Annotated in this window: 12 protein-coding genes and 1 pseudogene; 3 read left to right on the forward strand and 10 right to left on the reverse strand. The window is 73.8% G+C overall.

Features of this window, described 5'->3' with window-relative positions; genetic code table 11:
• Nucleotides 1-57: 57 nt before the first annotated feature.
• Together ABD973_RS12335 and guaA are read right to left on the reverse strand one after the other, a co-directional pair.
• A complete protein-coding gene (locus ABD973_RS12335) occupies nucleotides 58-858 on the reverse strand; it encodes a class II aldolase/adducin family protein (RefSeq protein WP_345500115.1) in 801 nt (266 codons plus the stop codon).
• A 107-nt stretch (nucleotides 859-965) separates the two neighbouring features.
• On the reverse strand, nucleotides 966-2,558 hold the full coding sequence (gene guaA, locus ABD973_RS12340) for a glutamine-hydrolyzing GMP synthase (RefSeq protein WP_125595849.1): 1,593 nt from the start codon (nucleotides 2,556-2,558) through the stop codon (nucleotides 966-968).
• Between the two features lie 379 nt (nucleotides 2,559-2,937).
• Here guaA and ABD973_RS12345 point away from each other — a divergent pair.
• Nucleotides 2,938-3,204: pseudogene (locus ABD973_RS12345) on the forward strand (chorismate mutase); the annotation flags it as partial.
• Nucleotides 3,205-3,478: 274 nt separating this feature from the next.
• Here ABD973_RS12345 and ABD973_RS12350 read toward each other — a convergent pair.
• The 7 genes from ABD973_RS12350 to ABD973_RS12380 all read right to left on the reverse strand — a co-directional run bounded on the left by ABD973_RS12350 (nucleotide 3,479) and on the right by ABD973_RS12380 (nucleotide 17,895).
• Nucleotides 3,479-5,095, reverse strand: a complete 1,617-nt coding sequence (locus ABD973_RS12350) for a hypothetical protein (protein WP_345500116.1) — start codon at nucleotides 5,093-5,095, stop codon at nucleotides 3,479-3,481.
• A gap of 181 nt (nucleotides 5,096-5,276) precedes the next feature.
• Nucleotides 5,277-7,076 carry a GMC oxidoreductase gene (locus tag ABD973_RS12355; protein WP_345500117.1) on the reverse strand — a complete coding sequence of 600 codons (1,800 nt, stop codon included), beginning with the start codon at nucleotides 7,074-7,076 and terminating at the stop codon, nucleotides 5,277-5,279.
• Nucleotides 7,077-7,085: 9 nt separating this feature from the next.
• On the reverse strand, nucleotides 7,086-8,717 hold the full coding sequence (locus ABD973_RS12360; RefSeq protein WP_345500118.1) for a succinic semialdehyde dehydrogenase: 1,632 nt from the start codon (nucleotides 8,715-8,717) through the stop codon (nucleotides 7,086-7,088).
• A gap of 103 nt (nucleotides 8,718-8,820) precedes the next feature.
• On the reverse strand, nucleotides 8,821-10,467 hold the full coding sequence (locus ABD973_RS12365; RefSeq protein WP_345500119.1) for a serine/threonine-protein kinase: 1,647 nt from the start codon (nucleotides 10,465-10,467) through the stop codon (nucleotides 8,821-8,823).
• Nucleotides 10,468-10,581: 114 nt separating this feature from the next.
• Nucleotides 10,582-13,221, reverse strand: a complete 2,640-nt coding sequence (locus ABD973_RS12370) for a protein kinase (protein WP_345500120.1) — start codon at nucleotides 13,219-13,221, stop codon at nucleotides 10,582-10,584.
• An 87-nt stretch (nucleotides 13,222-13,308) separates the two neighbouring features.
• The gene (locus ABD973_RS12375) at nucleotides 13,309-16,038 is read right to left on the reverse strand and encodes a serine/threonine protein kinase (RefSeq protein ID WP_345500121.1); all 2,730 of its coding nucleotides are present in this window, start codon (nucleotides 16,036-16,038) and stop codon (nucleotides 13,309-13,311) included.
• 150 nt (nucleotides 16,039-16,188) lie between these two features.
• On the reverse strand, nucleotides 16,189-17,895 hold the full coding sequence (locus ABD973_RS12380) for a glycerol-3-phosphate dehydrogenase/oxidase (RefSeq protein WP_345500122.1): 1,707 nt from the start codon (nucleotides 17,893-17,895) through the stop codon (nucleotides 16,189-16,191).
• Nucleotides 17,896-18,149: 254 nt separating this feature from the next.
• Between ABD973_RS12380 and ABD973_RS12385 the strand changes: the two genes are divergently transcribed.
• Together ABD973_RS12385 and ABD973_RS12390 are read left to right on the forward strand one after the other, a co-directional pair.
• Entirely contained in the window at nucleotides 18,150-19,379 is a 1,230-nt protein-coding gene (locus ABD973_RS12385; protein ID WP_125822147.1) for a nucleotide sugar dehydrogenase, read from the forward strand.
• A 161-nt stretch (nucleotides 19,380-19,540) separates the two neighbouring features.
• Nucleotides 19,541-20,020, forward strand: a complete 480-nt coding sequence (locus tag ABD973_RS12390) for a hypothetical protein (protein ID WP_345500123.1) — start codon at nucleotides 19,541-19,543, stop codon at nucleotides 20,018-20,020.
• A 76-nt stretch (nucleotides 20,021-20,096) separates the two neighbouring features.
• Here the strand turns inward: ABD973_RS12390 and ABD973_RS12395 are convergent, their stop codons facing one another.
• Entirely contained in the window at nucleotides 20,097-21,221 is a 1,125-nt protein-coding gene (locus tag ABD973_RS12395) for a GuaB3 family IMP dehydrogenase-related protein (RefSeq protein ID WP_125600843.1), read from the reverse strand.
• Nucleotides 21,222-21,229 lie beyond the last annotated feature (8 nt).

Genomic DNA, 21,229 nt, shown 5'->3' on the forward strand with positions numbered 1-21,229 from the left:
GCACCACTGCGGCAGTGCTCCGGATTGCGCACGATGTCAGAGCAGGTGATTAACGGTTCATGATGTTGACGCCAGGTCCTCGACGGTCTGCCACAGCGGCTGGTAGCTCACCCACGCGGCGAGATCGCCGCCGAACCGCTCCCGGGTGGCCACGGCCGCACGGTGGTCGACGGGCACCGGTTTCCCGGCCGCCCGCGCGATCAGCTGCACCTGCGCGGCCCGCTCCGCCGCGATGAACCACCAGGCGGCCGCGTCCACCGAGCCGCCGACCGTCAGCAGCCCCTGGTTGCGCAGGATCAGCGCCTTGTAGGGGCCGAGGGCGCGGGCGACCCGCGACGGGTCGGCGACGCCGCCGCCGGGGTACTCGTCCATCAGCGCGTGGTCCTCGTAGAAGGCGCAGGCCTCCTGGGTGACGGGGGCCAGCAGCTCGCCGAGGCAGGCCAGCGCCCTGCCGTACGGGGCCTGCGCGCGGACCACGGCGACCGCGTCGGGCCGGGCCCGGTGCACGGCGGCGTGCACGGCGAAGGCCAGCTCGTTGAGCCGTCGGCCGCCCTCCAGCACCCGCCCGTCCCCGTCGGCCAGCAGCAGGTCCCCCGGCCGCAGCCCCGCGAAGGCCCGGCCGAAGGGGTTCACCCAGTAGCAGTCCCCGAACTCGGGGTCCCGCACGGTGACGTGCCCCGAGACCCCGTCCTCGTACCCGAGGCGCCCCAGCAGCCGCAGCGCCCCGGCGAGCCGCTCCTTGCGGTGGGCGCGCTCCCGGGCCGGGTCCCCGAACACCGGGGGCATCTCGAAGGCCAGCCGGTCCACCGGCACGGGTACGGGCTGGTCCGGCATGGCTGTCCCCTCCTGCTGGATCACGGTCGCGGCGCAAGGTACCGGCGCGTCCGCCAACAGGCCATAGGAACGGCGAAGCCGCCGCCCCCGTGAAGGGGAGCGGCGGCTGCGTCAGGCAACGCGGGCGGGGACTACTCCCACTCGATGGTGCCCGGGGGCTTGCTCGTGCAGTCCAGGACCACGCGGTTCACGTCCGGCACCTCGTTGGTGATGCGGGTCGAGATCCGGGCGAGCACCTCGTACGGCATGCGCGTCCAGTCCGCGGTCATCGCGTCCTCGGAGGAGACGGGGCGCAGCACGATCGGGTGGCCGTAGGTGCGGCCGTCGCCCTGCACGCCCACGCTGCGGACGTCCGCGAGGAGGACGACCGGGCACTGCCAGATCTCGCGGTCGAGACCGGCGGCGGTGAGCTCGTGGCGGGCGATGGCGTCGGCCTCGCGCAGCAGGTCCAGGCGCTCCTTGGTGACCTCGCCGACGATGCGGATGCCCAGGCCGGGGCCGGGGAAGGGCTGGCGCTGGACGATCTCCTCGGGCAGGCCGAGCTCCTGGCCGACCATCCGGACCTCGTCCTTGAACAGCTGGCGCAGCGGCTCGACGAGCTCGAACTCGATGTCGTCGGGGAGGCCGCCCACGTTGTGGTGGGACTTGATGTTGGCGGTGCCGGTGCCGCCGCCGGACTCCACGACGTCCGGGTACAGGGTGCCCTGGACCAGGAACGCGACCGCCGGGCCGTCCTCCTGGAGGATCTCCAGCTGGGCCTGCTCGAAGACGCGGATGAACTCGCGGCCGATGATCTTGCGCTTGGTCTCCGGGTCCGAGACGCCGGCCAGCGCGGTCAGGAAGCGCTCCTGCGCGTCGACGACCTTCAGCTGCACGCCGGTGGCCGCGACGAAGTCCTTCTCGACCTGCTCGGTCTCGCCCTTGCGCATCAGGCCGTGGTCGACGTACACGCAGGTCAGCTGGGAGCCGATGGCCTTCTGGACGAGGGCCGCGGCGACCGCGGAGTCCACGCCGCCGGACAGGCCGCAGATGGCGCGCTTGTCGCCGACCTGCGCCTTGATCGCCGCGATCTGCTCCTCGACGATGTTGCCGGTGGTCCAGGTGGGCTTCAGGCCCGCGCCCCGGTAGAGGAAGTGCTCCAGGACCTGCTGGCCGTGCGTGGAGTGCATCACCTCGGGGTGGTACTGCACGCCGTACAGCTTCTGCTCGTCGTTCTCGAAGGCCGCGACCGGGACGACGTTCGTCGACGCGGTGACGGTGAAGCCCTCGGGGGCGGCGGAGCAGGCGTCGCCGTGGGACATCCACACCGACTGGTGCTCGGGGGTGCCCTCGAACAGCGTCGAGCCGGGCTTGCTGACGGACAGCGGGGTGCGGCCGTACTCGCGCGCACCGGTGTTGTCGACGGTGCCGCCGAGGGTCGTCGCCATCAGCTGGAAGCCGTAGCACATGCCGAAGACGGGGACGCCGGAGCCGAAGAGGGCCTCGGCGTCGTCCAGGCGCGGGGCGCCCTCCTCGTACACGGAGGACGGGCCGCCGGAGAGGATGATCGCCTTGGGGTCCTTGGCGAGCATCTCGGCCACGGGCATCGTGCTGGGCACGATCTCGCTGTAGACGCGGGCCTCGCGGACGCGGCGGGCGATGAGCTGGGCGTACTGCGCGCCGAAGTCGACGACGAGGACCGTGTCCGGGGCGCTGTCGTGGGCGGCGGAGGGTGCTTCTGGCACGGGACGGCCTTCCGGCGGAAAGAGGTGGCTGTTTTGTCGATTCTACCGGTGGCGCCGACCGCCGGTTTGTCGCACCATCCGAGGCCCACGTCACGCCCGGGGCGCTCCGGCGTCCGGGGCCCGTCCCACCGCCGGGGCGTCTCAGCATCCGGGCCGGGTTGGCCGGGGCGCGGGCCGGGGGCCATAATCCACACCATGCGCAAGCAGCTGAGCTTCCTCTTTACCTATGGCACCGGCCGGTCCGGTCGCCATGGGTCCGCGTGATGCTCGCCTGAGCCGCTGACTTCCCAGAGCGCCCCGGTCCGACAGGACCGGGGCGCTCTGGCGTTTCCGCTCCTGTCGGGCCACTCCACCGCCCACCACCCACCACAGGAGAAACGCCATGACCACTGTCACCACCACCCCCGAGCAGCTGATCGCCGGCTCCCGCGAGCGCATCGACGCCCTCGACGACCGGATCATCGGGCTGATCCAGGAGCGGATGGCCGTGTCGGCCGTCATCCAGGAGGCCCGGATCGGCGCGGGCGGCCGGCGGGTGCACCTGTCGCGCGAGATGGAGGTGCTCTCCCATTGGAGCGATGCCCTCGGCAAGCCCGGGACCGCCCTCGCGATGACCCTGCTGGAGCTGTGCCGGGGCCGCGTCTGACCGCACGGGCGCCCGTTCGTCACCCGTCCGGACCGTGACCGGGCCGGGAGCCCTTCGTTGGTCGGGGTGTCCGTGCCAGCCAGGCGCGGGACGCGGCAGCACCACGCGTGGCTCCACGGGAGCGATGAGACGCGACGCCCGACGGCGCGCGTCGTGGGACCTCGCTCCCCTCGCGTGACCGGACGGCAGGGGACAGCAGCCCGGTCACCCCATGAGGACGGCCGGCCCGGGGGACGCCCCGGGCCGGCCGTTCGTCGTTCCGTCTCCCGCAGGCCTACGCGTGCGCCCCGCCGCTGCTCCGGCGGCGGAAGGACAGGTACAGCGCGGCGCCGACGGCGAACAGCCCGGCACCGGCGAGGCCGACCAGTCCGGCCGTGCTGCCGGTGGAGGCCAGCGGGCCGCCGCCGCTGCGGCCGCCCGCGGCCGCCGAGGCGTTGTTGCCCGTGGTGGAACCGGTGCCGCTCCCCGCGGAGGGCGAGGCGCTCTTGGACGCGCTCGGCGAGGCGCTGCCGGAGCCGGAGGGGCTCGGCGACTTGGTCGGGGTGACCGTCGGGTTCGCCGTGAAGGCGGCCTGGTTGTTGGTCAGCACCTCGTCGAAGGCGTGCCGGGTGAGCTCGCCCTTGGCGTCGAGGGTGCCGACGGTGATGGCGCCCTTGGCGCCCTTGACCGCCTTCTCGATCTTCAGCTCGAAGGGGAACTCCAGCTTCTCCTTCTCCAGCACGGACGTCCCGGTGGCGCAGCGGTACTGCGTCGGCTGGACGGCGCGGCAGGCCGCCGGGGCCGTGAGGACCTTGACGCCCGTCGGGAGCACCACGTCGACCAGGGCCGCGGGGCCGGTGCCGGTGACCCAGGCGGGACCGTTGTTGCGTGCGGCGACGACGGCCTTGACCGTCGCCCCCGCGGCGCCCTTGACGGTGAGGGGGTCGGCCGCGAAGTCGGCGGTGTTCTTCACCGTGAGGTCGGCCGTGCGCTTGTTGTCGACCGGGTTCAGGTCGGGGGCGCGCAGCGGGGCGGGGGCGGCCTCGGCCTTCTTGCGGGCGGTCAGCTTCCGTCCCGCGGCGGCCGCGGTGTCGGCCGCGCCGGGCCGCTTGGCGTCAGCCGCCTTCTGCGGCTCACCGAGCGGGTAGATGCCGTAGCCGAACCGCTCGTTGAGGGCGTTCGCGCCGGCCTTGAGGTGCAGGGGGCTGTCGCCGGCCAGCTCGTAGGTGGCCTTGGCCTCGAACTCCCCCTCGACGGTGCAGACGACGGTGGTCGAGGCGCGGGTGGTGCGGTAGGCGCAGTTGTCGTAGCGCTCCGGGAGCTCCAGGCCGTGCGTGGCCTCCAGTTCGAGGATGACGCCCTTCGCCGACTGCGTGCCCTCGTTGCGGAACGCGAGGGGCAGGGCCTGGCTCTCGCCGGGCTTCGGGTCCTTCTTGAGGCCCAGGTCCCGCATGACCAGGTCGGGTCCGCCGACCGACACGACGGTCGCGGCGGGGGTGATGGTGGCCCCGGCGGCCGTGCCGGTCACCGTCAGCACGCCCGAGACGCCGTCCTTGGCGTCCTTCACCGCGACGGCCTCCAGGTCCACGCCCGCGTGCGGACCTTTGTCCTTGCAGACGAGCGTGGTGCCCTTGTCCTCGCACTTCTTGGCACCCGCCGCCTCCTTCACGGACGCGATGCCGACGAGCTTGGTCAGGTCGACGGTGAGAGTGGACTCGCCGGCGAAGGTGTCGGCGTCGAGCAGTCCGAAGTGCAGGGCCACCGGCTGCGGGCCGCCCTGCCGAAGGGCGAGGGCGGCCGGGCCGCCCAGTCGGAAGACGGGGTCCGCCGATTCGGCGGCCATCGCGGTGGGGGTGGCCAGCCCCACGGCCACCAGGCCGCACGCGGCCAGCAGGGAGATGCGCTGTCTCATGCCCCCCTTGACCCCCGGACCGCCGCCCCGGTTGCACTGTTCCCCGTGTGACCGACACCACAGCTTGCCGCAAAGGATTCCGGTACAACCTTTTTCGGCAACCGCCTGTCCACTCTTGTGCTGCGGCGGGTACCGCGCTCGGAGGGGGAGCGCGGTACCCGCCGCGGCTGTCTTCCCGGGGTCAGCGCTCCGGTTCCGTTTGCCTGGGCGGGATTTCGGGGACCGCGAGGAACGGCAGCCGCAGCGCGCCGAACGCCTCCTTGGGCACGGCCGGACTGACCGGCTCCACCGCCTCCAGCCGCCGGTACGCCTCCCCCTGCGCGGGCCGCCGGTCCGCCTCGCCCTTGTTGGGCCAGTACGACATGGCCCGCTCGGCCTGCGCGGTGATGGTCAGCGACGGGTTGACGCCGAGGTTGGCGGAGACCGCCGAGCCGTCGACCACCGAGATGCCCGGGTGCCCGTACAGCCGGTGGTACGGGTCCACCACGCCCTCCTCCGGGGAGGCGCCGATGGGGCAGCCGCCGAGGAAGTGCGCGGTCAGCGGGGTGCCCATCAGCTCGCCGACGTTGCTGCCGGGAAATCCGTTGATCTCCTCGGCGAGCAGCGTCGCGGCCTCGGTGGCCTCGGCGATCTGCACCGGGTTGGGCGCCCCGTGGCCCTGGCGGGCCGTCAGCAGGCCCTTGCCCAGCCCGCCGGGTTTGCGGTACGTGGTCAGGGAGTTGTCCAGGGACTGCATGACCAGGCCGATGATGGTCCGCTCCGACCAGCGGCGGTTCGACAGGGAGCGCAGCAGCTGCACCGGGTGGGTGGCGGTGCGGGCGAACCAGGCCCGGACCCGGTGCCTGGCGTGGGGCACCTGGAGGATCGTCATGAACCCCATGGCGTTCGAGCCCTTGCCGTAGCGGACGGGCTCGATGTGGGTGTCGGCGTTGGGGTGCACGGAGGAGGTGATGGCCACGCCCCGGGTGAAGTCCGCCCGGGCCCCGGGGCCGTGCCTCCTGCGGTAGCGGCGGTCGTCGGTCTGGGCGCCGACCAGGCCCTCGGAGTTGGTCCGGGTGAGGTCGCCGAGCCGGGCCGAGATCCGGGGGAGCTCGCCGAGGTCCTTCATGGTGTGCAGCAGCGTCTGGGTGCCGTACGTGCCCGCGGCGACGACCACGTACCGGGCGCGCAGCACCTGCGCCCGGCCCCTGCGGCGGTCGGAGGTGGGGACGACGCGGACCCGGTGGCCGCCGTCGGGGTGCTCGGAGAGGGCGGTGACGGTGGTCATGGGGCGGATCTCGGCGCCGGCCTTCTCGGCGAGGTACAGGTAGTTCTCGCCCAGGGTGTTCTTCGCGCCGTGCCGGCAGCCGGTCATGCACTCGCCGCATTCGGTGCAGGCCCTGCGGGCGGGTCCGGCGCCGCCGAAGTAGGGGTCGGGTACCTCCTGGCCCGGGCGGACCTCCGGCTGTCCCGCGGCGTCCTGGCCGTCGCCGAAGAAGACGCCGACCGGGGCCATGTGGAAGGAGTCGCCGACGCCCATCTTCTCGGCGACGGCCTTCAGGTGGACGTCGGAGGGGGTGAGCGTCGGGTTGAGCCGGACGCCGAGCATCCGCTGGGCCTGCTCGTAGTAGGGGGCGAGTTCCGCGCGCCAGTCGGTGATGGAGGCCCACTGGCGGTCCTCGAAGAACGCGGCGGGCGGCACGTACAGGGTGTTGGCGTAGTTGAGCGAGCCGCCGCCGACGCCGGCGCCGGCCAGCACCATCACGTTGCCGAGCAGGTGGATGCGCTGGATGCCGTACAGCCCGAGGGCGGGCGCCCACAGGTAGTTGCGCAGGTCCCAGCTGTTGCGGGGCAGGTCCTGGCGGGTGAAGCGGCGTCCTGCCTCCAGGACGCCGACCCGGTAGCCCTTCTCGGTCAGGCGCAGCGCCGAGACCGACCCGCCGAAGCCCGATCCGATGACGATGACGTCGTAGTCGTACGCAGAGTCGCTGTCGTGCGGCACGGGTTCCCCTTAGCGCAGTCGGAGGGCCTTGAGGACCTTGAGGCTGCTCGTCATGAAGCGGGCGTACTGCTCGTCGTCCATGCCGAGCGAGGGGGCCATCGGGAGCAGCCGCTGGTGGGCGACGGTCTGGGCCTCGGTGTACTTGAGGATGCCCTCGGAGCCGTGGCGGCGGCCGAGGCCGGATTCCTTCATGCCGCCCATGGGGGCCTGGGCGCTGCCGTAGGCGGGGGCGTAGCCGTCGTTGATGTTGACGGTGCCGGTGCGCAGGCGGGCGGCGACGGCGTGGCCGCGCCGGGCGTCCTTGGTCCAGACGCTGGAGTTGAGGCCGTAGGGGGTGGCGTTGGCCTGGGCGACGGCCTCGTCCTCGTCGGTGAACCGGTAGATCGAGACGACCGGACCGAAGGTCTCCTCGGAGCAGACGGACATGGGGGCCTCGACCCCGTCGAGGATGGTGGGCTCGTAGAAGAGCGGGCCGATGTCGGGGCGGGCGGTGCCGCCGGCGACGAGGGTGGCGCCCTTGGCGACGGCCTCGTCCACGTGCCGCCGCACGGTCTCCAGCTGGCGTTCGCCGACGAGGGAGCCCATGTCGGCGCCGTAGGCGAGGGAGGCGCCGAGCCGCATGGCCCTGGTGCGGGCGGCGAAGCGCTCGACGAAGGCGTCGGCGATGGAGGCGTGGACGTAGAGCCGCTCGATGGAGATGCAGAGCTGGCCGGCGGAGGAGAAGCAGGCGCGGACGGCTCCGGCGGCCGCCTTCTCGACGTCGGCGTCGTGCAGGACGAGCATCGCGTTCTTGCCGCCGAGTTCGAGGGAGACGCCCACCAGGCGGGCGGCCGCGCCCTGGGCGACCTCGCGGCCGGTGCGGGTGGAGCCGGTGAAGGAGACGTAGTCGGCGTGCCGGACCACCTCGGGGCCGACGACGGGGCCGTCGCCGAGGACGACCTGGAAGACCTCGGCGGGCAGTCCGGCCTCGATGAGCAGGTCGCGGGCCCACAGGGCGGTCAGCGCGGTCTCGGTGTCGGGCTTCATGACGACGGCGTTGCCGGAGACGAAGGCGGGCAGGGCGTCGCCGACGGAGAGCTCGAGGGGGTAGTTCCAGGGGGCGATCTGGCCGACGACCCCGCGCGGCTGGCGCAGCTCGGTGACCTTGGTGAGGGTCGGTATGGCGCCGGTGTGGCCCTTGGGCCGCAGGTACGAGGGGGCCTTGCGGCCGTAGTGGCGGGCGGCGACGGCGACGGCCTGGACCTCTTCGTGGGCGTGCAGGCGGGCCTTGCCGGTCTCCAGCTGGATGAGGTCGAGGACCTCGGACTGGCGGGCGAGGACGAGGTCGTGGAAGCGCAGCAGGACGGCGGCCCGCCTGCGTACGGGGACGGCGGCCCAGGCGGGCTGGGCGGCGCGGGCCTTCGCGAAGGCGGTGGCCACGTCCTCGGGGGTGGCCTCGGGCAGGTCGGCCAGCTTGGCCCCGGTGAAGGGGGTGTGGTTGGCGGTCCGGCCGGAGCCGATCACTCCGCGGGTGAGCCGGGTGACCAGGGCGGGGGTCACCACGTCGGCGGCGGTGCGGGCGCCTGCGGGGGCCGGGGCGACCGGGTTGGTGGGCTGCGGTGCGGAGCGGAGGGTGGCGGCGGGGGCCTGCGAGTCCGTCATGGCCGTGAGCGTATTGGGCGGGCGGGCCTTTGGGTACCCGTGGGTAACCGGATTTTGCCAAATCTGCCAGTGATCGCTGGCAGGATGGCCGGGGGTGGCGGCTTCAGCCCGCCTTCCCGGCCGGCTCCCAGCCGCTGAGCACGGTGTCGAACTGCTGGCGGGTCGTGGCCCAGTCGGCCACGGGGCCCGTCATGTAGATCGCGTACTCGGTGCCGTCCGGGGCGTAGTACATCTGCTCGATGGCCCGGCGCGGCCCGGCGTGCACCCCCTTCTCGGTCCACGTGAAGTCCCACAGCACGGCATCGGTGCTCTCCCTGAAGGTGTTCGGGGCCAGCTTCTGCCGCTTGTAGTCCGTCCGCTTCGCCACCTGCTTCTCCAGGTCGAGCAGGTGCGCGTACGGGTCCTTGTAGTCCGGGGTGGGGTCGGCCGCGATCCGGATGTAGTGCTTGCCGTCGTCCCCGGTGTAGTCGATCTGGTCGCCGAACACCTGGCGCTTCCAGCCCTTCGGGACGAACAGGGTGAAGCCCTTCGGGTCGGTGATCTTCTCCCACCCGGCCGGCGGGGCGGCGGCCTTCTGGCCGGTCTCGCCGGACTGGCCGCCCGTGGCGCTCGTGTTCTTGTCGGAGCCGCCGCCCTTGTCCGCGTCCCCGTCGTCGCCGGTGTACTTCAGCAGCCCGAAGACGGCGCCGCCGCCGAGCAGCGCCGCCACCAGGGCCACCGCGGCGACCCGCCGCAGCCGGCCCGGCGGGCGCCCCGCGGGGGCCGCGGGCCGCTCGGGCAGGGCGGTGGTGGCGGCCTGGACGGGCGCGGGCTCCGGCACCGGGACCTGGACGGGGGCCTGGGCCGGGGCGGCCTGCGCGGAGGCCCGCTCCTCGTCGGTCACCGCGCGCGTGGGCACGTACGCCTGGGCGGCCTTCGGCTCACGGCCCTCCATCGCCTCCAGCAGCATCCGCTCGGCCTCCGCGGCCGACGGCCGCTCGGCCGGGTCCTTGCGCAGCAGCGCCGTGATGACCGGGCCCAGGGCACCGGACTGGCGGGGCACGGGCGGCTCGTCGTTCACGACGGCCTGGAGGCTGGAGATCGGCGAGGTCCGGCGGAAGGGCGAGCGGGCCTCGACGGCCGTGTACAGGGTGGCGCCCAGCGACCACAGGTCGGAGGACGGATCGGGGGCACCGCCAGTGACCCGCTCCGGGGCCAGGTAGTCGATGGAACCGACGAGTTCACCCGTTCGCGTGATCGACGAGTCGCCCTCGATCGCGGCGATCCCGAAGTCGGTCAGCAGCACCCGGCCGTCCTTGGCCAGCAGCACGTTGCCCGGCTTCACGTCCCGGTGCATCACCCCGACCGCGTGCGCCGCACGCAGCGCGCCCAGCACGTGCAGCCCGATCCGGGCCGCCTCGCGGGGCTCGATCCGGCCGGCGGCCTTGGCCGCCTCGGCGAGGGACGGACCGTCGATGTGCTCCATGACGATCCAGGGCCGGTCGTCGTGCTCCAGCACGTCGTGGACGGTCACCACCGCCGGATGCTGGATCCGGGCCGCCGCCCGCGCCTCCTTCTGCGTGCGGGCGTGCATGACCTCCCGGTCGGCCTGGGACACGTAGAGCCCCGCCGTCAGTTCCTTGACCGCGACCGTTCTGTGCAGCAGCTCGTCATGCGCGCGCCACACCTTCCCCATGCCCCCGCTGCCGATGGGCTCCACGAGCCGGTACCGGCCTGCGAGCACCGCACCCGCGCCTGTCTGCTGTTCCACGAATTCCCGCCGCTCTGTGCACTCCACGCCAGATTACGGAGCCTGCGGGCGCTGCCGGAACAAGGCGGGGCCCATAGGACAGCACTGTGACGCAATCGCCGTACTGACCGCCCGTCAGCCGCCCGCTTTGTAACTCGCCGTCGCCTTCTCGAAGACGTCGGTGACCTTGTCCTGGTTGTCCTCCGGACCCGTGACCATCACGACGTGGTACGCCCCGCCGAGCGCGACGACGAAATTGCGGGCGAACAGGGACCGGCCCGCCGCGTCGATCCAGGTGTAGCGGCCCGTGACCCGCAACTGCTGCCCGACCCTCGTGGACTTCACGTCCCCGCCGGACGCCCAGGTGGAGTTGCGGTAGGGGGCCAGCTCGGGCTCCTTGTCCTTCTGGTAGCCCAGCGGATCGGGATCGGCGCCCTCGACCCGGTCCCGGCCCGGTACGACGATCAGGGTGAACTGGCCCTGGGTGTAGCGCACCTGCCCGGCCTCGTTGATGGACTGCCGCTCCCAGCCGTTCGGCACGGCGATGACGAAGTGCGCCGGGTCCTGCTGGACGGTGTAGCCCTCCGGCGCGGGCGCGTCGCCCTGCGGGGCCGGCTTGGACTCCGGGGTTCCGCCGGGGGTGCGCCCGGGGGTCTGCGCCGGCTTGGACGCCGGGCCCTGCTGGGAGCCGCCCGGGCCGGGGGCGGACGCGGCCGGGCTGCGGGCGGCCGTGGGCTGCTGTCCGGAGTCCGCCGCGCGGGGCAGGAACACCACCGCGTACGCCACCCCGCCCGTGAGCAGGACCAGGACGCCGACCAGCAGGAGCCGGCCGAGGGAGCGCGGCCGGCGGGAGACGGCGGGGTTGCGGTGGCGGCCGTGCAGATCGCCGCGGCGGCGTACGACGGGCAGGCGGGCGGGGTCCGGCTCGGGCATCGGCAGCCCGGCGAAGTCCCCGTCGGGCTCGGGGGCGGAGCGGACCAGCGAACGGAGCCAGCCGCGCAGCTCCTCGAAGTCGGGCCGCTCGGCCGGGTCCTGGCGCAGCAGGGACTCCACGACCGGGCGCAGCGGGCCGCAGTCCTCGGCGAAGGCGGGCGGCTCGGCGCAGACCATCTCGACGAGTTCCGCGACGCTGTCCTCGGGGTACGGGGCGTGCCCCTGGACGGCGCGGTACAGCAGAGCCCCGAGCGCCCAGAGGTCGGTGGCGGGGCCGACGGGTGGGGCCAGCTGCCAGTTGCCGTGGACGGGGCCGGCGGCCTGTTCGGGCGCCCAGCGCTCGGTGAGGGGGCCGACGACGGCCATCCTGGTCTGCCGGGCCCGCTCGGCGTCGAGGCCGGTGCGGGGGCCGCCCCGGGCCGCGCCGGCGTCCGCCCGGCCGCCTTGGGCGGGGGCGGGGGCCGTGAGGGGGCGCGGGGCCTGCGGTCGTGGGGGTTGCCCCGTCGGCGCGGGGGGCGCCGGGGGCGCTGCGGGCGCCGGGGGCTCGGCCTGGCGGTAGCCCTGCGGGAGGGCCAGCTGGGCGGGGAGCACGGGCCGGACCGGGGCGGGCTCGGGCTGGGGCGGGGCGGGCTGCTGGAGCTGGGGCTGCTGGGGCTCCGGCTGCCAGGGCTGCTGGAGCTGGGGCTGCTGGGGCTCCGGCCGCTCGGACTGCTGGAGCTGGGGCCGCTCGGGCTGCTGGAGCCGGGGCTCCGGCTGCTCCGGCCGCTCCGGCTCCGGCTCCGGCGGCCGCTGCGGGTCGGCCGGGCGGCGGGGGGCCACCCCGTGCCAGGGCGTGCCGGCGGCGGTGTCGGGCCCCCCGTACGGGTACGCGTACTCCTGGGGCAGGTTGGCCCCGGTCGGCGGCAGCACCGGCACCACCACGGGGCCCCGCCCGCCGCGCTGCCGCGCCACCTCGGCGGAGGCCGCCCGGGTCCCGGCCCGGTACGCGGCTACGGTCCCGGCGCGGGCGGCCGCCTCGGCCGCGGCCCGGTCCTGCCCGGGCGGAGCGGGGCGGGCCGGCTGCGGCCGCGGTTCCCGCTCCCGTTCGGGGGTGATGTGGTCCGTGTAGCGGGGGCCGGTGTCGTACCCGGGCGCCACCAGCGGCGCGTACCGGGGCCCCTCGTCCCGGGCTCCGGCCGGCGGCGGCTCCGGCCCGGGGTCCGGCGGGGGCGCCTGGGGCGGCGGGGTCCCCCAGGCGGCGTCCGCGCCCGCGTCCCCGCCCGGCTCACCGGTGTCCGGCGGCGGCACCGGGTCGTACCCGCACAGGGCCTCCTCGGCGGCGCCCGCCGCCAGCCCCGTCAGGACGACCCGTCCGTCCTCGCATATCAGCACGGTCCGGGCCGTGATGTTGCGGTGCGTCCAGCCGTGCGCGTGCAGCACGCGCAGCGCGGTCAGCACGTCGGAGGCGACCTCGGCCGCCCGGTAGGGGCTCAGTGGCTCGTCGGCGATCAGCGCGGCCAGCGGCCTGGCGGGGACGAGTTCGCTCACTATCCACAGCGAGCCGTCCTCCGCGAACACGTCGAAGACCTGGTCGAGGCGGGGATGGTCCGGTACGGAGGCGGCCGCCTGGGCGGCGGCGATGGCCCGCCGGACGGCGGGCGGCTCCCCGGCGGCCACCGCCTGCGCCCCGGATCCGTCGAGGAGTTCGGCGTCCACCACCTCGGGCAGCGGCACCTGCCGGACGAGGACCTCCTGCCCGCTGCGCGTGTCGAAGGCGCGGGTCTCCGTCAGCTCGTACTCGTCGGACGGCGGAATCGGCAGACGGTAGCGGTCGGACAGGATCCGGCCGGCGTAGTCCTCCACATCGCCTCCCCCGAGTGCGGTCCCCCATGGCCCCGCTGGACACGATACGTCGCCGGGGCCGCCCGCGTCCCGGGCTTGGAAGGCCCGTCAGCCCAACGGCTGGAAGGTCTGGAAGGCGGTGTCCCGCAGCTGCGTGCACTCGGGGCCGTCCCACTGGTCGGCGGCACAGGTGATCATGATGGCGTAACCGTGCGTGGCGTCGGCCTTGAAGCCGCGGTTGAGGACGCGCACCCGCGTGCCCTGCTGCTCCCGCTCGAACTCCCAGTCCGCGACGGTCGGGTAGTTGCGGTAGCTCACCGTGTCCAGGCGGATCAGGCGGTAGTTCTTGCTGCTGCCCGCGACGGCGGGGGCGAGCTTGGCCCAGGCGAGGCGGGCGTCGTTGCCCGGGCTGCCGGTGTAGTCGACCTGGATCCTCGGGAAGCCGCCGTCGCGGCTGTATATCGCGCCGGAGTCCTCGCCGGCGGTGCCGGTCTGGCGGAAGCCCTCGGGCATCGCCATCGAGAAGTGGAACCCGAGGTCCGTCACGGTGGCGAAGCCCGCCGGGAGTCCGCCGGCCGGACCGCCGGGGCTGGCGCCCTGGCCCTGGCCCTGGCTCTGGCCCTGCGCCGGGTTCTGCCCCTGGCCCTGTCCCTGGTCGGCGCCGCCGGGGGTGCCGCTGGGCGCCGGAGCGCCCGGGGTGCCGCTGGGGTTCGCGCTCGGCGAGGAACCGGCCGACGCGGAGGGGCCGTTGCCCGCGGAGGGGCCGGGCGAGGGGGTGCCGGAGGCGACCGGGCCGCCCTTGCCCTCGTTCTTGCGGCCGCCGTCCTTGCCGTCGCCCTTGATCATGTACGCGATGAGCGAGCCGACGACCGCGAGGACGACGACCACCGCGGCTATGGCCAGCACGATGGTGCGGCGCGACACCACGTCGGTGAGGGAGGGACCGGGCTGCGCGGGCCTGGCCGGGGGCGCCTCCGCCGCGGCGGCGGCCTCGGCGGCGGCCGCCTTGCGGGCGGCCTTCAGGGCGGCGCGGGTCCGCTCGCGCTGCTCGCGCTCACGGCGCTCGCGTTCCTTCTTGGCGGCCTTCTCGGCAGCCGCGTCGGCCTTGGTGAGGGAGATCGGGCGGGTCTCCTCGACCGGCGGGAGGGGCTGCGGCTCCGGGGCGGCGGCCGGCTCGGGGGCGTTGATCACGGCCGTGAGCATCGTCCGCGCCTGGTCCTCGCCGAGGCGCATGGCCGGGTCCTTGACCAGCAGCCCGTAGATGACCTCGGTGAGCGGGCCGCCGGCGTTCTGCGGCGGGTCGACGGGCTCGGTCATCACCGCGGTGAGCGTGGCGAGCGCGTTGCCCTTGTCGTACGGGGGCACGCCCTCGACGGCCGCGTACAGCAGCCCGCCGAGGGACCACATGTCCGCGGGCGGTCCGGGCTTCTGGCCGCGGGCGCGCTCCGGGGAGATGTACGAGGGGGCTCCGACCAGCATGCCGGTGGAGGTGATGGAGGGGTCGCCCTCCACCTGGGCGATGCCGAAGTCGGTGAGCACGACGCGGCCGGAGGCGGCGATGAGCACGTTGGACGGCTTCACGTCGCGGTGCAGGATCCCCTGGCGGTGCGCGGCGCGGAGCACGTCGAGCACGGCGAGGCCGACCTCGGCCGCGCGGTGCGGGGTCAGCGGGCCGTTCTCCCGGACGAACTCGGCGAGCGAGGGGCCCTCGATGAGCTCCATGACGATCCAGGGGCGGGCGTCCTCGTCGACGACGTCGTAGACGGTGACGGCCCCTTCGTTGCGGATCCGGGCGATGGCCTTGGCCTCGCGGAGGGTCCGGGTGATGAGCCGGCGCTTCTCGTCCTCGTCGACGCCGTTGCCGAAGCGGAGCTCCTTGACGGCGACGGTCCGGCCGAGGACCTCGTCCTCGGCGCGCCAGACGGTACCCATGCCGCCCTTGCCGAGCACGGCACCCAACCGGTACCGCCCGGCCAGCAACCGCCCCTCGCGCCGCGCCTCTTCGACGTCGCCCTCGTCCGCCTGGGCAAGGGCGTCCTCGACGCGACTCCGCTTCCCAGCCCCCGCATCCGCGCCCACCCCCTTGGCCTCGGCACCCTTGGCGGGAGCGCCCTTCGCAGGGGCGTCGCCCGAGGACTCGCCCTTCTCCGAAGCCGCCTTGGCGGACGCCACCTTCGCGGGAGCGTCCTTGGCGGGCTCGTCCCCGGCCGGATCTGCCGTGGCGGCCCCGTCCTTCTTCAGGTCCGCCTTCGCGGCAGCACCCTCCACCGGAGCCGCCCCGACGGACGCACCCTTGGCGGGAGCGTCCTTCGCAGGGGCGTCGCCCGAGGACTCGCCCTTCTCCGAAGCCGCCTTGGCGGACGCCACCTTCGCGGGAGCGTCCTTGGCGGGCTCGTCCCCGGCCGGAACTGCCGTGGCAGCCCCGTCCTTCTTCAGGCCCACGGACGCACCCTTCGCCGGAGCGTCCTTCGCAGGGGTGTCGCCCGAAGGCTCGCCCTTCTCCGAAGCCGCCTTGGCGGACGCCACCTTCGCGGGGGCACCATTGTCGGGCTCGTCCTCGGCCGGGACTGCCGTGGCCGCCTCGTCCTTCTTCAGGTCCGCCTTCGCGGCAGCACCCTCCGCCGGAGCCGCCCCGACGGACGCGCCCTTCGCGGGAGCGTCCTTGGCGGGCTCGGCCGGTTCGGGGGGCTCAACGGCCCCGGCCGGACCGGGCTTCGCAGCGGAAGCGGAGCCGCGCGGCCGGGGGAGGGCGGCGGCGGAACCGGCGGGCCCGGCCCCGTCATCCAGCTTCGCCGCAGGCGCCCCGGCAGACGACTCGGTGTGCTCCGGCTTCGACATGCGTCCCCTCTGCGATCGTGCAGCCTGCCCCGGCTGCCTCGGCAGCCGCCGGGGGGCACGGTAATCCACCCCGGCAGAAACCTCATTGTTGCTCACTCCGCATCCGACGGGAGCCCCGGGTCCGCCGGTTCCCCCTCGTGTATCTCGGAGTTACAACGGGACGATGTCGGGCGCCCCCAACCGTGCCGCGTCCGCCGTCTGGTCGTCCGGCTGGCGCTGTGATTCCCGCTCCGCCTGCACCCGCTTCTCGTAGTGCTCGACCTCCTTCTCGATCTGCTGCTTGTCCCAGCCCAGCACCGGAGCCATCAATTCCGCACATTCGCGCGCCGATCGGGTCCCCCGGTCGAAGGTCTCGATGGAGATCCGGGTCCGCCGGGTCAGCACGTCGTCCAGGTGCCGGGCGCCCTCGTGCGAGGCGGCGTAGACGATTTCCGCCCGCAGGTAGTCCTCCGCACCGGTCACCGGCTCGGCCAGCCCCGGATCGGCCTCGATCAGCCCGAGCAGTTCCTCCGTCAGGGACCCGTAGCGGTTCAACAGGTGTTCCACCCGCACCACATGGAGCCCCGTCCGCGCGGCCATGCGGGCGCGGCCGTTCCACAGGGCCCGGTAGCCCTCCGCCCCCACCAGCGGCACGTCCTCCGTCACGCACTCCGCGACCCGCTGGTCCAGCCCGTGCACCGCCTCGTCGACCGCGTCCTTCGCCATCACCCGGTACGTCGTGTACTTGCCGCCCGCCACCACCACCAGGCCCGGCACCGGATGGGCCACCGTGTGCTCGCGGGAGAGCTTGCTCGTGGCGTCCGACTCCCCCGCCAGCAGCGGCCGCAGGCCCGCGTACACGCCCTGGACGTCGTCCCGCGTGAGCGGCACCGCCAGCACCGAGTTCACGTGCTCCAGCAGGTAGTCGATGTCCGCGCTCGACGCCGCCGGGTGCGCCTTGTCCAGGTCCCAGTCCGTGTCCGTGGTGCCCACGATCCAGTGCCGGCCCCACGGGATCACGAACAGCACCGACTTCTCGGTCCGCAGGATCAGCCCGGTGCTGGAGTGGATCCGGTCCTTCGGGACGACCAGGTGGATCCCCTTCGACGCCCGTACGTGGAACTGTCCGCGCTCGCCGATCAGCGCCTGGGTGTCGTCCGTCCACACCCCGGTCGCGTTCACGACCTGCTTCGCCCGGATCTCGTACTCGCCACCGCCTTCCACATCACGCACCGTGGCCCCGACGACCCGCTCGCCCTCGCGCAGGAAGCCGACCACCCTCGCCCGATTGGCGCAGTGCGCCCCGTACGCCGCGGCCGTCCGGACCAGCGTGGCGACGTAGCGCGCGTCGTCCATCTGGGCGTCGTAGTACTGCAGGGCGCCCACCAGGGCGTCCTTGCGCAGGGCCGGCGCGATGCGCAGGGCCCGCTTGCGCGTCAGGTGCCGGTGGGTGGGCAGGCCGCGGCCGTGTCCGCTGGAGACGGACATCGCGTCGTACAGGGCCACGCCCGAGCCGGCGTAGAAGCGCTCCCAGCCCTTGTGCTGGAGGGGGTACAGGAAGGGCACCGGCTTCACCAGGTGCGGGGCGAGGCGCTCCAGCAGCAGCCCGCGCTCCTTGAGCGCCTCCCGTACGAGGGCGAAGTCGAGCATCTCCAGGTACCGCAGGCCGCCGTGGATCAGTTTGCTCGACCGGCTCGACGTCCCGGACGCCCAGTCACGGGCCTCCACCAGGCCCGTGGACAGGCCTCTGGTCACGGCGTCCAGCGCGGTGCCCGCGCCGACCACGCCCGCGCCGACGACCAGAACGTCCACTTCGCGCTCGGCCATCCGGGCGAGCGCCTCCGCGCGCTGTACCGGTCCCAGTGTCGCTGTCCTCACGGCTGCCTCCCGTTGGTGCGGGCCGTACCCGCTCGGTGCGGGTGATCCCGCTCACATCGCCCGCTTGTCGATTCTGACCGGCCGCACCCACATCAGCCACCGCCTGTGGACAACACAACGGCGACCACCACCCCACAATGCGACATATCTGTCATATATACGCCTAGTCTGACATTGCGCCAGCTCCACTCGTCCACAGGACTTGCGCGCACCGCCTCCTCATGCATGCCAGGGAAGGGAAGGGACGGCCCCCCATGCCCGCAGATCTCGCCGTCATCGGACTCGGCCACCTCGGCCTCCCCCTCGCCCAGGCGGCCGTAGCCGCCGGAATCGAGACCGTCGGCTACGACAGCGGCCCCGCCACGGACAGCACCCTCACCGCCGCCGAGATCCGCCGCATGTCGGCGGCCGGCTTCCGCGTCACCACGAACCCCGCCGAACTCGGCCGGGTCCGCACCGCCGTCATCTGCGCCCCTACCCAGCTCGGCGCCGACCGTGCGCTCGACCTCGGGGCCGTCGGCGAGGCGGGCCGCACCCTCGCCGCCCGGCTGCGCCCGCACACCACCGTGATCCTGGAATCCGCCGCCCACCCCGGCGTCACCGAGGACTACCTGCGGCCCATCCTCGAAGAGGGCTCCGGCCTGCGGGCCGGCCGGGACTTCCACCTGGCCTACTCCCCCAGCCGCCTCGACCCCGGCAACCGGACCCACACCATCTCCAACACCCCCAGGGTCATCGGCGGCCTCACCCCCGCCTGCACCGAGTCCGCGCACGCCTTCTACGCCCGCCTCACCGAGAAGGTCGTACGCGCCCGCGGCCTGCGCGAGGCCGAGACCGTACAGCTCCTGGAGACCAACTACCGGCACGTCAACATCGCCCTGATGAACGAGATGGCCGTCCTCTGCCACGACCTCGGCGTCGACCTGTGGGACGTCATCCGCTGCGCCGAGACCAAGCCGTACGGCTTCCAGGCCTTCCGCCCCGGCCCCGGGGTCGGCGGCCACGGCGTCCCCCTCGACCCCAACTACCTCCCCCACACCACCCGCACCCCCGGCCACCCCCTGCGCATGGTCGGACTGGCCCAGGAGATCAACAACCGGATGCCGCAGTACGTCATCCAGCGCTGCGCCACCCTGCTGAACGAGCACGGCAAGTCCGCGCGCGGCGCCCGCGTCCTCCTCCTGGGCGTCACCTACAAGCCCGACCTCGCCGACCAGGAGGGCTCCCCGGCCCGCGAGATCGCCAGCCGACTCCTCGACCTGGGCGCGCAGATCAGCTACCACGACCCGTACATCGCGGGCTGGCGGGTCCGCGACCAGCCCGTGCCGCGCGCCGACTCCCTCTACGAGGCCGCCGCCAACGCCGACCTGACGATCCTGCTCCAGCACCACCGCACCTACGACATGCAGGGCCTGGCGGTGAAGGCACAGCTCCTCCTCGACACCCGCGGCGCCAGCCCGGCCGGCGCGGCCCACCGCCTCTGACGGCGGACCCGCCCCAGGTCACGACCGGATCCCGGTCCGGTCACCCGACCGAAATCCCCCGGTGGAATTCGACCGTCCCCTGTTAGCCTGCGGCGTCACTTATCCCGCACTTACGCCCTCCGGGCGGCCGTGCGTCCGAATCCCTGGGGGGGATTTCCACCATGAGCCAGAACTTCCAGCCGCCGGCGCCCGCCTCCTACACCGAGGCCCCCGCCCCCGCCCCCGCCCCGGCGCGCGGCGGCAACGTCGGCCTCGGCATCGCCGCCGGCGTCGTGGCGGCACTGGTCGCGGCCGCCGCGTACGGCGGCATCATGAACGCCCTCGACCGCGAGATCGGTTACGCGGCCGCCGGCGTCGGCCTCCTCGTGGGCCTGGCCGCCGGCAAGATCGGCGGGCGCAACCCGGTCCTGCCCGTGGTCGCCGCCGTGCTGTCCCTCGGCGCCGTCTACCTCGGCCAGCTGTTCTTCGTCGTCCTCGTGGCCACCAAGATCGACAACAGCGGGGTCATGGACGTCATCGACAAGGTCGGCGTCTCCGGCCTGAACGCGGTCTGGAAGGAGAGCCTGGACCCCATCTCCTTCCTCTTCTTCGGCCTCGCCGCCTTCGTCGCCTTCGGCTCCGCCAAGAAGGCGAGCGACTGAGCACACGCCCCGCACGCGCCGGAGGGCCGGCACCCCTGACGGGGTGCCGGCCCTCCGGCGTGCTCGCGGTGAGGGGTCAGCGGCTGTGCTGCGAGTCCGCGACCGTGACCTCGACGCGCTGGAACTCCTTGAGCTCGCTGTAGCCGGTGGTGGCCATCGAGCGGCGGAGCGCGCCGAAGAAGTTCATCGAGCCGTCCGGGGTGTGCGACGGGCCCGTGAGGATCTCCTCGGTGGTGCCGACGGTGCCGAGGTCGACCTTCTTGCCGCGCGGCACGTCCTCGTGGACGGCCTCCATGCCCCAGTGGTTGCCCTTGCCCGGGGCGTCGGTGGCGCGGGCCAGCGGGGAGCCCATCATGACGGCGTCGGCGCCGCAGGCCACGGCCTTCGGGATGTCGCCGGACCAGCCCACGCCGCCGTCGGCGATGACGTGGACGTAGCGGCCGCCGGACTCGTCCATGTAGTCGCGGCGGGCCGCGGCCACGTCCGCGACGGCGGTGGCCATCGGGACCTGGATGCCGAGCACGTTGCGCGTGGTGTGCGCGGCGCCGCCGCCGAAGCCGACGAGGACGCCCGCCGCGCCGGTGCGCATCAGGTGCAGGGCCGCCGTGTAGGTGGCGCAGCCGCCGACGATGACCGGGACGTCGAGCTCGTAGATGAACTGCTTGAGGTTCAGCGGCTCGGCGGCGCCGGAGACGTGCTCCGCGGACACGGTGGTGCCGCGGATCACGAAGATGTCCACGCCCGCGTCCACGACCGCCTTGGAGAACTCGGCGGTGCGCTGCGGGGAGAGCGCGGCGGCGGTGACGACGCCCGAGTCGCGCACCTCCTTGATGCGCTGCCGGATCAGGTCGGCCTGGATCGGCGCGGCGTAGATCTCCTGGAGGCGGCGGGTGGCCCTGGCCTCGTCCAGCTCCGCGATCTCGTCGAGCAGCGGCTGCGGGTCCTCGTAGCGGGTCCACAGGCCTTCGAGGTTCAGCACGCCGAGGCCGCCGAGCTCGCCGATGCGGATCGCGGTCTGCGGGGAGACCACCGAGTCCATGGGGGCGGCCAGGAAGGGGAGCTCGAAGCGGTACGCGTCGATCTGCCAGGCGATCGAGACCTCCTTCGGGTCCCGCGTACGCCGGCTGGGGACGATGGCGATGTCGTCGAAGGCGTACGCCCGGCGGCCGCGCTTGCCGCGCCCGATCTCGATCTCAGTCACGTGTGGTG

It is taken from the genome of Streptomyces racemochromogenes, from assembly GCF_039535215.1.
GTDB classification, from domain to species: domain Bacteria; phylum Actinomycetota; class Actinomycetes; order Streptomycetales; family Streptomycetaceae; genus Streptomyces; species Streptomyces racemochromogenes.